The sequence below is a fragment of the Rhizobium album genome (genome assembly GCF_003122325.1).
Taxonomy (GTDB): domain Bacteria; phylum Pseudomonadota; class Alphaproteobacteria; order Rhizobiales; family Rhizobiaceae; genus Metarhizobium; species Metarhizobium album.
Genome location: NZ_QFBC01000035.1, coordinates 1 through 14,862, shown reverse-complemented (window position 1 = coordinate 14,862; position 14,862 = coordinate 1). Strand labels below are relative to the sequence as shown.

Genomic DNA, 14,862 nt, shown 5'->3' with positions numbered 1-14,862 from the left:
GAAACCATCGCCGCGATGAGCGATGATCCGCTCATCAGCCTGCCAGCAGCAAGCTGATCAATTCCCGGCTCTGTCCGGAAGGCACGGCGATCGCCGAAGCTACACCATCTCCTGGGACACGATCGCATCTCAACACGATACGATCGGTGCGCCCATACTTTCCTGTCCGCTATCATCATCGCTGCAGTTTGCTGCTACTGGATCAATTAATGAGTCCTGAGCCTAAGCCTAAGTGCTTTCTCTAACGCCCGGAGAGCTCTCTCCTCTTGATTGATCTCCTCACGAAAACGCGCCTCGATCTGGGCGATATCTGGGTCGTCGGGAAATTGTTGCATGGCAAGTCGGATTCGATTTTCCGCTTCTTGAGTTTTTTCGGCGAAGAAAATGGCTTCGTGTTCAGGGCCATCGTCACGAAGTTCGCGATTAAGCTCTGCAATCTCATCCACCAGCAACTTACATCTGCTCGAGACTGCATATGGGCTATTGTTTGACAACGTGTTCAAGCGTTCCCGCGCGCGTCGGCGGAGCTGATCCTTCATTAAGGCTGAACTCACCTTGGTCGCACGGATACGATCAATTTCCGCTTGGGTGTGGATGACCGCAGTGTTTTTCTCGTCGATCTTATGAGCCTGATTGGCACGTCGTTCAGCTTCATCCAAGCTTCCTCTGATATGATGAAGTTCGAACAACGCCCACTGCTGGTAAATAAACGCTTGATTAGGCGCTACGGTAGCGGCCGCTTCATAAATACGTCGGCCAGGCTCGGGCTCGGCAAAGGTATTAGCGAGTGCCCGACCCTTGGAAATCTGCTCAAGTGCTCTTGAATCAGAAGAGTACCCAACATCAAGGCCAGAGATAATTCTGGCGAACTGATCAGCCTTCTGTTCGTCGGTAGAGCATGCTTGTCGGAACACTAACTGAGCCACACGAGCATGACGGGTTCGGTAGCTGTAGTCTCCCGAGTACCTATCCGTTTCGGCTTTGACGATATTAAGGAGCGGAGCGAAGAATTTTTCCTGATAGTCGGGAAAAGTTATTCCAGATATTCGCGAAATTGTACCAGCGCGAGCACTAACGGAGTATTGGTGCATTGTCGCAATGTCGAGGTACAGCTGTCGAGCTTGCTCTGGACTTACTCGCTGATGTTCCAGTTTAAGTACCTCTTCGAACGGTCTTCCCTGAGTTAATTGGTGAAGAGCTACAAGCAATTGTCTCTCGGCTACGGTTTCAAATTGTCGTATGCGCTCCTCCCGCGATTCCGCCGCCAGCAAACCAAGGCAATTATGTTTTTCAAGCAAGTCGAGCAGGCCGTTTATCTCCCTGCGAGAGAGATATCTTACTTTCAATTCCGGCCCTGGGAATTCGCGTTCCAAGTCGCCGCAATAGGTATGCCAATCAGAATCTCGCTCTGCGCCCACAACAACCAGTGGTAATTTATTCACGCGTGCATGACGAAGAAGAGTTGTTAGTTCTTCAACGTGAAGACCAACGTCATCCACAAAAAGATAAATTGGCTTCTGGGTGAGTTCGTATAACTCATCGAAAACAGCGGGGCGCAGAGCGCCGTCGGAGTTAAACCATAGCACAATAACGTTTGACACCGTTGCAGCTTCATAGGCTGAACGTTTCAACGCAACCGTTTTTCCTGAACCAGCAGGTCCTTTCGCCACAATCAAAACGGGACCATCAGGTACCTCGTTTTCAAGAACTGCCTTGAATAAGATATCTTCTTCGACTTGGCGGCGCACATCAAAACGATTGACGATTGCTCCCCATCCGGTGTCGTAACCGGAATAAAACTGTTCAGCAGTTTGAGCTTCAATCGGCATTTCTGAGTGTATGAAGGTTAGGTCGGTGCGTAGGGAGCGGTTCGCCAAGTCCGACTCTACGGTATGCGTGCTGTAGAATTTCCGGATCGGGAAGTCAGATACGTCCGCAGAGTGGCTTAGTCGTCTGAAAAGCGGGGGAACCGACTTATCAAGAGCGGACATGAAGCCACCGAAATAAGCTTTGATAAGCTCAACGTTCTTAGTTGCCCAAAAATCAATATCCTCTTGCTCGGCGTTCGGGGTCACCATGTACCATCGTGGTCGTCGTCCTGGTCCAAGGTTGTAGATGAGATCGCGTATGTGGGAATCGTCCAGCCTATATCCGACAAAAATGAAGCTATGCTCGAATGCCATGTCCTGAAGACGAAGGAACAGGCGTGTCCTATTTTTCGAATAGGTTGAGTACACTTCCCTCGAAAGGATAGGCGGAATGTCAGAATCATGAATATGATTCAGGCAGCCATGTAGTTTTAGGTAGGGAACTGGGTTGGAAAACTCACGTAGGCGCTGATCGATGGGCTCATCATCTTTTACGATTGGAACGAGTTGCTGCATCCGGGTTTTTACATCTTCATAAGCTCCTTCGACGATCGTATCGTAGTTGGTGGTAGCGATGGCATGCCAGTTGAACGTTGGGATGAGTTTATGCGCGGCCTGCGGAGTAAATCCTGTGAATGCTTTCCTTACCTCCTCATAGACTTGTGAAGCTGAACCGCTGTTGGCGATAGCCATTTCGGCAACACCCATGACATCACGGTTTGTCATGGTTTTTCTGAAGAATTTTTCGGCCAGTATATCTCTGAGCTGATTGGAATCCGGCGGCTTGTCACCGCTCAGGTTTTTGGCTTCTTTAGAAGCGCCTGCTCCCAGGAATAGGACGCAGCGTTGTGATTTAACGGCTTCGATCAAAGACCCGGACAGCGCGAGTTCTGACTTCTTTTCAGCCACAAGTCCCCCCCAAAAGCTAGCATCTGAAGACGAACCTCATAGCTAACCGAAAGGTTGATCGAGGTCCATAAATCTCCACCGTGAGCATCATAATCGGTCATAAAAGAATGCGTCCGGGCAAGCTTAGCCTTCATTACGAGGGTCAAGCTTGCTGTTTTGGTCACTGGCAAAATGACTTCAGATACCAGTGAAACCTTCGAACTCTTCTTCGTAGATTGGGAACACCTCGAATTCATCCCTGAGGCCTTCGATCGACATAGGGTCGCATCCGTAGGTATCGAGATCAGCGATCGTCGCGAGGTAGTCGGACATGATGCGGGTTGAATGGAACATAGCAATTCTCTCCTATGACCGCGCTGTAAGCGGTCGTTTTAAACCGGGTGAGGAAGGCGGCGATCCCTCTCGGGATCAGCGACCTATTCGGAACGGGAGACGGACTGCGAACATGGATGGACCTCTATCGAACGTGTTGACGATGCAGGAAGCGCCGCCACGGCGCGTGCCGGCACGGTCATATTCGAGAGCTGATCCTACGAACTTGTGTCATCGTTTTTTGTCCTCCAAGCGGAATGGGGCATCGCTCAGGCTTGGAACAAATAAAGAACTTTTGCGTGGAGTCAATCAAAATACGCGGACTGGTGGCGCTATAAAAAAATGCAGTGCCCAGTTGATTCTCTGATTTCGTTCTATATATGTTCGAAGTATGCAAAACAGCCCGAAGCACCTCATACGAATAGGTTGAACCCCGCCGCCGCGATGACCGCGGTGACGACTAACCGTGTTTGTCAGAGGTAGTCATGGGAATTGCAAAGCAGGCGGCATCGCTTAGGGCCGCGAGGACTTCCGCGTCGATCCAAACCTATAGCCCTGCCGGCACAATCAAATGCGATGGTGTCCGCCTGTTCCGTTCCCAGGCGGCCCGCGATGTCGCTTGCCTTCTCGACGTAAATCCATCTGTGACTTCCTGGCAGTGCATGCCGCATCCCTTTGATGTCGATGGCATCGTCCACGTTGCCGACTATCAGGTGTTCAACGAGGATGGCAGCATTCTTTTCATGGACGCGCCAGACAGGGCACGCTCCGTGGATATCCAGTTGCTCGATGATGAGGCCATCCGCCGCGACGCACGCTACAGGCTTCTCGGGCGGACCGAAGTCTACGACGGATTCAGGTTGCGAAACGCCCGCGATCTGCTGAGATACGCCTACGCCACCACGCCTCTCGGCGACCGCCTACGGCTACTCTCCGCCCTCGACGAACACGGATCACTACCGCTCGCGGAATGCCTCAAGGCTTTCCAGGAAACAAAACCTGTTCCTGGGATCGCGGCCCTCATTCTCCACGGTTACGTCGAGGTCGATCTCGACGACGCGCCTCTTGGTCCGGAAACCACGGTGCGTCGGATATCGCGGTAACGAGTTCCGCGTTTCCGTGTTTCCAAGCCAAAAGAGAGCCGTTCCATGTCCTACAGGTCAGTCAGTTGGCGAAACTCCCCGCCCAGCCTTGCAGTCGCAGTCGCGCGATGTGGTATTCGCAACGCTCTTCGGCATTTCCTTCGTCGTGAGGATATCTGCTACGTCGCGGTTTTGGTGGTGCCTGAAGGCACGTCGGACTACTACGGCCGCGCCGTGTCGACATTCATCCGTGATCCAGTGCCGGTCGATCAGGATTGCAACGAGACCGCCGTTGTAATGACCCTTGCCGAGCAGACCATCGAACCGCGGACAATCCACGACCGTCTCAGGCATGGCCGTCAGGTGGTCGTTGTTACGGAGAAGGCGGAAAGTCTGCCGCCAGAATTCCTCGCAGGTGCCGACCTGGTCAGGCATGTCGTCACGCCGACCCCTGCGCATCTAATTGCCGCCTCTAGAACGGCGAAGGTGCCTGGCATGACACAGGAATTCGCCGAGTTCCTCTCGACCCAGTCTTTCGACATCATCGCCGCCGTTATCAGGCCGACGCGACCACTTCTGAACTCGATCAGACAGCTTCGACGAATGGCGGAGAAGCGCCTTGAGCTGCCCACATTAGCTGAAAAACCATCCGCGTTGCGTCTTGAAGACACCCACGGTTATGGCGAAGCCAAGGACTGGGGCCTGCGGCTTGCGGAAGACATCTCTAGTTGGAAACGCGGAGAGATCGCGTGGGAGGATGTCGACAGGGGTGCGCTCCTTTGCGGACCACCAGGATGCGGGAAAACCAGCTACGCCAAAGCATTGGCTGCCTCTTGCGGGGTGGAACTTGTCGTGGCCTCGACTGGACGCTGGCAAGCTGCTGGTCACCTCGGGGATTACCTGAAGGCCATGCGCGCGAGTTTCAAACAGGCGCAAACCAAGGCCCCTTCGATCCTGTTCCTCGACGAGTTCGATTCCGTCGGCAGTCGCGAAGCTGCGGTAGACAGCGATAATCATGACTACAAACGTCAGGCTGTAAATGCACTGCTTGAGTGTCTCGATCCGTCTGAGGGCCGCGAAGGGGTCGTGGTCGTCGGTGCTACGAACGATCCGTCTGGAATTGATTCCGCCTTGCTGAGGCCTGGCAGGCTTGAAGTCCGTATCGACATTCCTTTGCCAGACGCTGTTTCAAGGGTTGGTATCTTGCGCCAGCATCTTGGAGGCCATGTCGTTGACGGAGACCTCGGGAAGTTCACCCAGGCATCTCGCGGTTGGAGCGGTGCAGACATCGAGAAGCTGGTTCGTGACGTGCGCAGGCTCGCCAGGCGCCATCGCGTACCCATCAGTGAAAGTCTCGTCATGAAGGCTATGCCGGCACGCCGACTTCTCAGCGATGATGAACTGCGGCGTGTCGCAGTTCATGAGGCAGGACACGCCGTCGTCGGAACCCTGCTGTTTCCAGACAGTATCCGTTATGTCTATGTCGAGCGGGACGTTCCGGTGAACCCTGTCAGCCGTGTCGTAGGTGCCGCAGTCTTCCAGCATGCAACGGAGACTGCTGGCACGCCAGAATATTACGACAACAGGATCGCCATGATGCTCGGAGGGAGTGCGGCAGAGCAACTTGTCTTCGGCGAACGGTCGGACGGTGCTGGTGGCGATCCCTCGTCCGATCTGGGTCTCGCAAGTGATGTCGCAACCCGGATGGAGCGATGCCTTGGACTTGGAGAGGTCCTATCTGTCGAATTCGGTAAGGGCGGCCGTCCGCTTGAGTATCTTCGTGAACGTGACCCCCATTTGCGCGGTCTCGTTGACGCGCGCCTAAGAGCGCAGTTCGACCGCGCTGTCCTCATGCTCGGCGAACATCGTGCATGCCTCGACCAAGTCGTCAGAAAGCTCGTCACAGACGGGCACGTAGAAGGCACAGAGGTTCGAGCGCTTCTCGCCGAAGGGGTCAGAAATACCGCATCTGTCAGGACGTGATGGCTAGCGGTTCCGATGCCGCCCCCGTTCGCGACAGTGGGCGGCATCGGAAAAGTTAACAAAGGACGCGTGCGCGCAGTCCGGCTTTAATGACTTGTTAAGAATTTACGCGTACACGGCGAACCAGTTCAGGAATGGAGCACTACGTGAACATCGCGTCGCATTCGGTCATACGAATAACTGCACGGGCCGCTGGCCTCTAGCTCGCCGATGTTTCGATGTCGGCCGATCCAGAGCCGACGACCCACCCGACTAACTGTCTGACCAGGGTGGCCACTTGAACCGATTTCTTTCTACCTTCGATACTGCTCAAGGCGAAAAACACGCCCGTATCGTCTCGTCCGCTTTCCAGTCTGGGTTCCGAATAGACCGCTGAACAGTCCGTTCAAGTGGAAGTTCAACCCGCGCGGCTATGCCGCGCACTGGAAGGGAGTGCGCATGTTTGCGAAAACTTCGGACCTGACTAAGAAGGCGGTACCCGTGTCCACGGATGACCTGATCCGCCTTTGTGGCTTACCTACGGAGATCGTCGCCGCCTTGCTCATTTGCGGCGGTGCGGAGACTTCCGATTCCATTGTTTGCTCGGCGCAGGAGTAGGCCATGGACCTGATGGATTTCGGGGTGCGGAACCTTCCGCCAACACTGTTTACACATAACCACGTGCCGCTCTGGAAACCTGAGTGGGGAACGCGCTATCGCACGCTACCAGTCACGTTCCCGACCGACAAGTCGCCAGCGGGTGAGGTTTTCGCACGCCTTCCACTGATGGCGGACGGTCTTGTCCACCTCGATACCGATCCCGATGTGACTGCCATCGCGCCGTACCCGATGAAGATCGAATACTTCGCGCCGACTCGTAATAACATGGCGGTGAAGCGCGAGCATCTTCCCGATGTTGCTGTTCGCCGCGTGGATGGAAGTGTGGTCTTCATCGACTACGTACCCGTGAACGAGCAGGCCGAAAAGCCTTGGATTGCGCGGCGTACCCGTATCCTCGAGGACCATATCGCCGCTCACTATGGCTGTGCATATGCAGTGCACGACGAACTCTGCCTCCTCGCACATCCGTTGTTCCCGAACCTCAAGGCAATGTGGGCACATAAAGCGACACCGCTCGATCCTCCCGAGGTTTGGCTGGTGACTGAGGCGTTGCGCCGCTGCCATTTTCCCTCACGTATTGGGGTGCTGAAATCGGCATTGCACGCCGACGAGGAACTGCGGGAAGTTTTCTCCGCTCTCGACGTGGACGGCGCGGATACGGTCTACACCGCCATCATGCAGATGTGCATCTCAGGTGAACTGGATATCGACCTGTCCATGCCGTTCGCGGCCACGACCTCCGTCACCGCACGTAGTCTTCGGGGAGCCTGACACATGGGAATGGACCGTTTCGACCCGACCAAGCTCGTTGAAGGTGTCATCACGCAGGAAAACATCCCTGTGACACCGCCGAACGGCACATGTGACCACGTATTCGATATGCGTGCCGACGACATCTATCACATCTTCAATTCCGAAAGGACTGTATTCACCGCGTACAAGGTCGAGGAGTGGGTCGATCTCGGTAAAGCGGGCGACGATATGCTTGTCCGTCTCAAGTCTCCGAAGAACGCCCTCGTGATGCACCTGACCAACTGGCAGATCGCGTGTCTGGAGAAAGCGGGCCGCATCATGCCCGTCGGTGCCGCGGCAACTGAAGGACGTGGCGGCGGCACGCCTGGGTATGGCATGTCCATCAAAGGGGCTCGGCTTGAGAAGGCTGAACGGATGCTCATTTATCTCGATGAGGTCTTCAAAGCGTTCGGGGAGTACTGCAAAGGCGGCCGGTCGCGGAAAGTCATGGAACGGGCTGTCCAGGAGCTCGCCGCGAAGCGAGGCGAAAAGCCACCGTCGATGACATCGCTCTACGAGAAGCTCGCTCGACTGAGGAAAGACCGCAATTTCGACAGGACCGCAGCCGTTGCCGACAGGCCTCGGCGCGGCAATCAGACCCCTCGTAAGCCGAACCGCGCCGAGCATGCCGTGCGCGAGGCTGTCGAGGAGACGGTTTTCGTCGGCGGCGACTGGAACGGCGTAAAGGCACTTCTGTGGGGGTGGTCGCAGCCAGGCGGAAAATATGCGGATATGCCGAACCTGGTGACAAGGATTGGCGAGGTCGATCCCGTTTTCAGCGATACGACCATTCAGCGGCGATTGGCGCAGGTGGATCGCTTTACGCGCCATAGTCTCACCTATGGAGATGAAAGCGCAGAACTCGCCTTCGCTGATCGCATCACGCAGTTGCGGCCTGCTCACCTCCTCGACATTGTCGATGTTGACCACTCGACGCTGAACATCAACGTGTTCGGTGAAGGGGTGTCGTTCGGTCGGCCCGATCTCGTCCTGTTTCGCGATCGCTTCTCGGGTATCATTCTCGGGTGGGCAATCTCATTCGGACCGCCGTCCTACGAGACCTTTCTCGAAGGGCTTCTACACGCGATGTCTCCAAAGGACCCTGACAGCCTGCCGCCAGACGTGACGTATCGCTGGTACGGAAGACCGTTCCGTCTGGGAGTGGACAACGCCAAGCACCTGATCGGCATGGACATCCACAACGCCGCGCGGCAGCTGGGTATGCAGACCGTTAAATACCGACCTGGCCACCCGTGGGAAAAAGGCGCGGAAGAACACATGTTCCGCGTCCTGGGTGTCAGTCTCGTCGAACGCCTGCCAGGTAGCACCACCCTGTCACCCGACGAGCGAAAAAAGTTCGACGACGACCGTCTCAAGGCACTGCCGCACATTGATATTGCCGAATTGAACGGTTTTCTCGCCTTCTACTTCGCAAAAATCTACAACTGCGCGCCACATCAGGGGCTTGGCCCAGTTCTGAGGATGTCAGCGGTCCCTGATGAACTGTGGGCAAGCGGTATCGCCAATATCCCGAGACGGCCGATCCAGGACCCGTCCATCCTGGTCAGGCTGGCAGGTCAGACGCGCGATGTCGGCATCTCTGACCACGGCATGATCCGCTGGGATAACCTTGAATACCAGTCCGCCGCGGCCAATGTCCTGAAACTATCCGCTCGCCACAAGCGCGGCGAAGGCAAGTTCCACGGTACCAAATACGCCGCTACACGCGACCCCGCGGACCTTTCGAAAATCTGGATTGAAATCCCGTGGGAGAAGGGCCGCTTCATCGAGGTCCCTATCAGCGGTGCTTATGCATCCTACGCGACGGGCCTCAGGGCATATCAGCACAAGCGCATCATGGAGCATCATCGCGCCAAGACGAACGAAGCCGCGAACGCGCCTGCGTTGATGGCTGCCAAGGCCGAACTCATGCAGAAAATCGTAGACATCCACGCCAAGCGCCAGAAGCATGGCACAGCAATCAAACTCGCCCAGTTCATGACGAGGCAGGCCACGCGCATCGAGCGCTCACGCCCTGTCGTCGTTGAGGATGGCGTGATCACCCAGCGTCTTGATCTGGCCCGTCCCGCGAAAGCCAATCGACTGGAACCCCGTTCGCCGATGGCCAAGGCCCGGATGCCCGCGCCAAGCGCCGCCGAATCCGAAGGTGTCGATGAGGACGGTGTCTTCGTGGACGCTGTTTCCGACGTACCTACGCCGCCTGAACTGGAACCTCAGCGTGCTGGCACCAGCTCGATCGCCGACATCGCCGCTCGCAACGAAGAATGGGAGGACTAAATATGACAACCTTTCACGAGAACCCCTTCAAGACCCCCGAAGAACGTCTCGCCGCCGCCGCGCTCGGCGTGCGTGAGCGCCAGTTCATGGTTGAACGGCTCCTCTACAAATACCCCGTCTTCAAGAAGGGCGAACAGTTCATCCGTGACTTCCATTTTCCCTTTGTGGGCGGCACCCATGGTACGGGGAAGATCGGCGGACTTCTTGGCTCGTCGCGTGCAGGAAAATCGACGATCTGCACCTATTACGTTGAAAGCATCGTTTTGCCAGGACCTGATCAAGATGGCGAGCGATACCCCGTGCTTCACATCACAGCGACCGACCAGACAACGCCGTCAAGTCTGGCGGATACTCTCGCGACAGCGACTGGCATGCGATCCCTGCCAGCCAAGATTAAGACGCAGGCACGGATCAATATGGTTCTTGACCGCCTGCGCCAGGTGCGTGCGGAACTCGTCATCATCGACGACGCACAGTTCCTGTTCCTCGGGCGAACGAGGTCCCATCTGTCGGGCTTCCAGAGTTTCCTGAAGCAGATGGCCGACTTGCACACGCTCAACGTTCTGCTTGTTGGAGAGGAGAGCGTTCGTGATGTCATTGCGGGCGTGGACTATCTCGAAGGACGCGGCGGCTTCAAACGCGAGGTCCTGAAACCGCTGGGTGACGCGGGCAAAGAGTTCGACGATTTTCGTCTGCTGCTAAACAAGATCGATGCGCGTCTTCCGTTCAAAGAGCCGTCAGTTCTGCACGACAGTTCTGCCGTTGCCGCCGACATCCACGCCTTCACGGGCGGGTCCATTGGTCGGGTGATGAACCTCGTCCGCGATGCGTCCGCACTCGCGATGAACGACGGCGCGACCTGCATCATGCTCGATCACCTGCGGCGATCGTCAGATGCGCTTGTCCGTGTCGGCGATACCCGCAACTATTTCAGGAAGGTATGACAATGGGCATCAATGCGTCGATGTATCTCCCGTTTTCGAACTGGAGCGTGAAGCCCTGTCACGGTGAGCCGGCGCATGGCTATTTCCTGCGCCTTGTCGCCAACGAAGGGCATTACAGCGCTAGCGTCTATGCCAACGAGATCGGGCTCAACGGTCGCCGTTTGACCCCAGAGGAGGCGCTGGGCACTTTGCTGAAGCTTCCAATCAACGAAGACAACAAGGACACGCTCAGGCGCTTCAGTCCGATCGCCGACGGAGCATACTACGACCTGGGTGGTCAGAGATTGCGACAGAGGCAGATGTCTTTCACCACCCGCCGTTTCTGTCGGGCCTGCCTGGCGGACGCGCCGCATCATCGGGTGTGGTGGGACATCCTCGCCTTCCGCAAATGCCCCGAACATGGGACAGTTATCGAGGACGTGGATGTCGCTGGGCAACCCATTGGCTGGTGGTGGGCGGATATCACAAGTGACACCAGCGGGAATCCACTGGCGGCATATGCTCCCTCCCAGGCAGACTGGCACGCGCGGAGCCTCGAGGCATTGATCGTAGAACGCCTCACCGCCTCGCCAACGACATCGTGGACTCTGCTCGGACAGTATCAACTCTTCGAGGTGATCGAGGCGTGCGAATATCTCGGGATGTGGCTCGGTAACGACCGTACCCGCATGATCCCTGCCGACCCGATGGAGAAGCTTGCGGTCGGCATGTCGGCACTCGAAGGTTCGCGAGACGATCTCGTCGCCGCAATGCATGCGTGGTTCATCGAAATGGTGCCGTCTCAGGTCCGCCGCGACGGTAAGATGGAAAGCATGGGGTGGGCGTGGAATGCCTGGCCGAAACTGCCAGGTACCGAGATCGGTAACATGTTGAACCAAGCCTCTAATGAGGCGTTCGAGCCGATCGGCAAGATGGGTAAGAAGCGTTTTCGAGAAACTGGTGACTTTTATGCCGAGAGGGCGCTGTCGGCTCTCGCTATCGAACTCGATATCAGGATGGAGGCGCTGGTCCCACTGGCCCGTCACCTTGCAGTCATTCCCTTGTCCGCGGAACCATGGGAACTCGACTCGGCGCAGGCTGATGCTTTGCGCCGCGCTATCGCCGATCTGATCCCATCGTCAGAGGTCACAGGCATTCTTGGTCTGGAGACCTGGGAATGGCAAAATCTCGTTGGTAGCGGGCGGCTGGTTTCGTTCGGGCATTTTGCGCTGGGGCGGATGTTCATCCGTTCCGAAGTCGAGGGCTTCGTAAAGGAGGTCCTCGACAAGGTACCCGTACGGGACGTTGAGTCGGTGTCATTGCGCAGTTTCGGCCGTCGGAAAGGTCTCTCCGTAGACGCTGTATTGATTCAAGCGCTGGACGGAAAGATCGCCACCGTACGGGCGGCGAGTTGTGCTGATCTTCGTGCGATCAGGGTCGTTGCTGAAAGTCGCCGTCGCTTGAACTCGCGGTCTGTCGTTCACGCCCCTGAGGTCGAAGTCGTGACCATGGCTGAAGCGGCAGCCATGGTTCAACTGAACCATGGAACCGTCAGTCGTCTCGTTGAATTAGGTGCTTTGGAAAGGGCGGCGGGCGGTGTGCTTCGACGCGAAAGCGTGCTTGGTTTCCATCGCCGATTCGCCAGCGCGCAAATTTACCGATCCACACTCGGCTGCATGAACTTCGAGGTCGAAGATGAGTTGTCCGCTATCGGTGTATCGACCTGCTTCGGTCTGCGCAATTCGAGTGCAGTCGTCGAGCGTTCGGCGGCCCGTCGAGCTCTAGGAATCTCGTGTGATCCAGATGACGCGCGTGTAGCGAGCAGCGACCTTTGGGAAAAGTTCCGGGCAATCGCCATTAAGCGGTGTCCAATGTTCACGCTTCCGCCAACCATTACCGAGGTCGGAGCCAAACTCAGGACCGCGACGAGGAAGGTGGTGGTCGATGTCTCCGTTGACGGTGTTACAGGGGCTATTTCACTCGGATTTGATCTGCATCCCACGTTGACCAGTCGCCGCTGGAAAATTTTTGAGAAACGGGAGACCGAGATCAGGGAGGCGCTGGGTTGTATGGAATGGAAGGCATCTGAAGATGGTGCTGGTTGGCGGTTGTCGTGGGTAGTCAGTGACTGCGGCGATCTCGGTTCAGCCGCTGATGCGCTATCAGGGATGCATCGTTGTTTCAAATAAAGGTGCGATGTCCATACGGTCTATCGGCCAAATTGCGTGTGGATACAGAGATGCACTACTTGGTAGAGAGTGGCACTCGAATTATATTAAGATGTCGGTGCCGATCTTTTCATGAGGTGTATCTTGGCTTTGAATGCGTTTATCTCCTATTCACACGCCGACGAAAAATATCTCGAAAGGTTGCACAAGCATATGGCCCTTCTTCAGAGGGAGCGAGCCATTGAAACTTGGACAGATCACCAGATTGTTCCAGGTGGGAAACTAGACGGCGCTGTTGCGCAGGCTCTAGAGAGAAGCGATGTTTTCATAGCGCTCGTCAGCCCTGACTACCTAGCCTCCAACTATTGCTACGATAAGGAATTCGAGGTTGCTCTTCGCATGGCGGAGTCTGGCAAGTTGCATATCCTTCCTGTCATTGTAGAACCGTGCGATTGGCTCTCCTCGCCATTCAGTCAGTTTCTTGCTCTCCCGAAAGACGGCAAACCGATCTCAGAGTGGACGAATTCCAACGTCGCCTACCTCGATGTGATTTCTGGCGTTCGTCGGCTGGTGTCGACGGGCACCGCGCAAACCGCGGGGACGGACAAGGGGGCTACATCTCCCGCGTCATCTGGTCGACGGATAAAGATTAAGCAGGAATTTGATTCCATCCAGAAAGGTGAGTTCACCGATCAGGCGTTCGGCGTGATCAGTGACTACTTTCGCAACTCCTGCGACGAGATCAATGGAATTGAAGACCTCAGGGCGAAGTTCCACCAGATGAACGAAGGCTCGTTTACCTGCACTGTCGTCAACCGTGGCATCAAGGGCGGTCGGGAAGCGCACATAACCGTACATAACGGGAAAGGTGGACGGCACCATTTTGGAGATATCAACTACGTTTTTGAAGCTCATGCTGGCACCAACACTTCGAATGGTGCCATCAGCGTCGCCGCCGACGACTACAACATGTATCTCACCTTAGGCTTCGGTAGCATGATGGGGCGCGACGATAGCAAGCTTGACGCGCCCCAGGCTGCGGAAGCTCTCTGGTTAGAATTCACTGGTCAAGCGGGCATCGAATATGACTGAGCGTAAACGCTTTCAGTGCCTGAATTGTGGGCATCGGTTTGAAACCGAGGTACTCACACCCGAGGAGCGACGAGAGGCTAAGCGCGAGGATAGGCCCGTGTATGGCATTGCCTGTCCCAAATGTCACCGCACCGACATTCGCAGTGGCTGGGGCTGACAACTTCGCGAAAGATACGGAGAGTAGGCTATGATCCCGACACCGTTGGTGAAGGGAGAAAAGCATGGCAATCCGGACTGTGATATACGCCCGTTATTCGACCGATCAGCAAAATCCGACATCGATTGAGACGCAACTTGACCTCGGGCGATCTTTCGCCGTTTCAAAGGGTTGGTCCGTCCTCGGGGTCTATGTAGACGCTGGAGTAAGCGGCGCTAGTTTTGAAACGCGACCTGGTCTACAGGCCTCGCTTGTTGGCGCCCGTCAGGGTGAATATGATGTCCTTCTATGCTTGTCGCTTGATCGTCTTTCTCGCGATCTGGAGCACAGTGCGCGCATTCAGAAGATTCTTGATTTCAATGATGTCGCTCTTTGGACCGTACAAGGCGGCAGTGTGGTGTCGTCGATGGAACTGGGCATTCGTGCAGTCTTGAACCAAGAGGTTCTTGAACAGGTTCGATATCGAACCCGCGAGGGTATGAAAACAGTCGCCAAGCACGGCAGGGTGCCAGGTAACATCTGCTATGGCTACAGGGTACGCAGGGAGTACGAGATCGTGTCCCAGGAGGTGGTGTATCAGGGTATCGGCGGTCACCAGTGTTTTTCCGGTAGGGTCGGGTTGTTCAAGACCAACCTGAAGGAAAGATCACCGATGACCGACGACATGATGACCCTGCG

At 56.0% G+C, this 14,862-nt stretch carries 10 protein-coding genes; 8 read left to right on the top strand and 2 right to left on the bottom strand.

Annotation, left to right across the window (positions count from 1 at the left end; all coding sequences use genetic code 11):
* Window positions 1-206: 206 nt before the first annotated feature.
* Both DEM27_RS32735 and DEM27_RS34300 read right to left on the bottom strand, forming a co-directional pair.
* Entirely contained in the window at window positions 207-2,777 is a 2,571-nt protein-coding gene (locus DEM27_RS32735) for an SIR2 family NAD-dependent protein deacylase (protein ID WP_128755621.1), read from the bottom strand.
* Between the two features lie 177 nt (window positions 2,778-2,954).
* Window positions 2,955-3,110, bottom strand: a complete 156-nt coding sequence (locus tag DEM27_RS34300) for a hypothetical protein (protein WP_165823726.1) — start codon at window positions 3,108-3,110, stop codon at window positions 2,955-2,957.
* Between the two features lie 464 nt (window positions 3,111-3,574).
* On the opposite strand from DEM27_RS34300, the gene DEM27_RS32730 reads away from it, so the two are divergent.
* The 8 genes from DEM27_RS32730 to DEM27_RS32690 form a co-directional block, all read left to right on the top strand.
* Window positions 3,575-4,192: a hypothetical protein gene (locus DEM27_RS32730; RefSeq protein ID WP_109462411.1), complete on the top strand. Its 618-nt coding sequence runs from the start codon at window positions 3,575-3,577 to the stop codon at window positions 4,190-4,192.
* 45 nt (window positions 4,193-4,237) lie between these two features.
* Window positions 4,238-6,154, top strand: coding sequence for an AAA family ATPase (locus tag DEM27_RS32725; RefSeq protein ID WP_109462410.1), 1,917 nt, complete (start codon window positions 4,238-4,240; stop codon window positions 6,152-6,154).
* Window positions 6,155-6,754: 600 nt separating this feature from the next.
* The gene (locus DEM27_RS32720) at window positions 6,755-7,525 is read left to right on the top strand and encodes a hypothetical protein (RefSeq protein ID WP_109462409.1); all 771 of its coding nucleotides are present in this window, start codon (window positions 6,755-6,757) and stop codon (window positions 7,523-7,525) included.
* Between the two features lie 3 nt (window positions 7,526-7,528).
* Window positions 7,529-9,844 carry a DDE-type integrase/transposase/recombinase gene (locus DEM27_RS32715; RefSeq protein ID WP_109462408.1) on the top strand — a complete coding sequence of 772 codons (2,316 nt, stop codon included), beginning with the start codon at window positions 7,529-7,531 and terminating at the stop codon, window positions 9,842-9,844.
* 2 nt (window positions 9,845-9,846) lie between these two features.
* Window positions 9,847-10,788: an ATP-binding protein gene (locus tag DEM27_RS32710; RefSeq protein WP_165823725.1), complete on the top strand. Its 942-nt coding sequence runs from the start codon at window positions 9,847-9,849 to the stop codon at window positions 10,786-10,788.
* Window positions 10,789-10,790: 2 nt separating this feature from the next.
* On the top strand, window positions 10,791-12,956 hold the full coding sequence (locus tag DEM27_RS32705; protein ID WP_165823724.1) for a TniQ family protein: 2,166 nt from the start codon (window positions 10,791-10,793) through the stop codon (window positions 12,954-12,956).
* Between the two features lie 123 nt (window positions 12,957-13,079).
* The gene (locus tag DEM27_RS32700) at window positions 13,080-14,027 is read left to right on the top strand and encodes a toll/interleukin-1 receptor domain-containing protein (protein ID WP_109462413.1); all 948 of its coding nucleotides are present in this window, start codon (window positions 13,080-13,082) and stop codon (window positions 14,025-14,027) included.
* Between the two features lie 221 nt (window positions 14,028-14,248).
* Window positions 14,249-14,862 (top strand): recombinase family protein (locus tag DEM27_RS32690; RefSeq protein WP_133251706.1); only part of this gene is annotated, 614 nt, incomplete at its 3' end.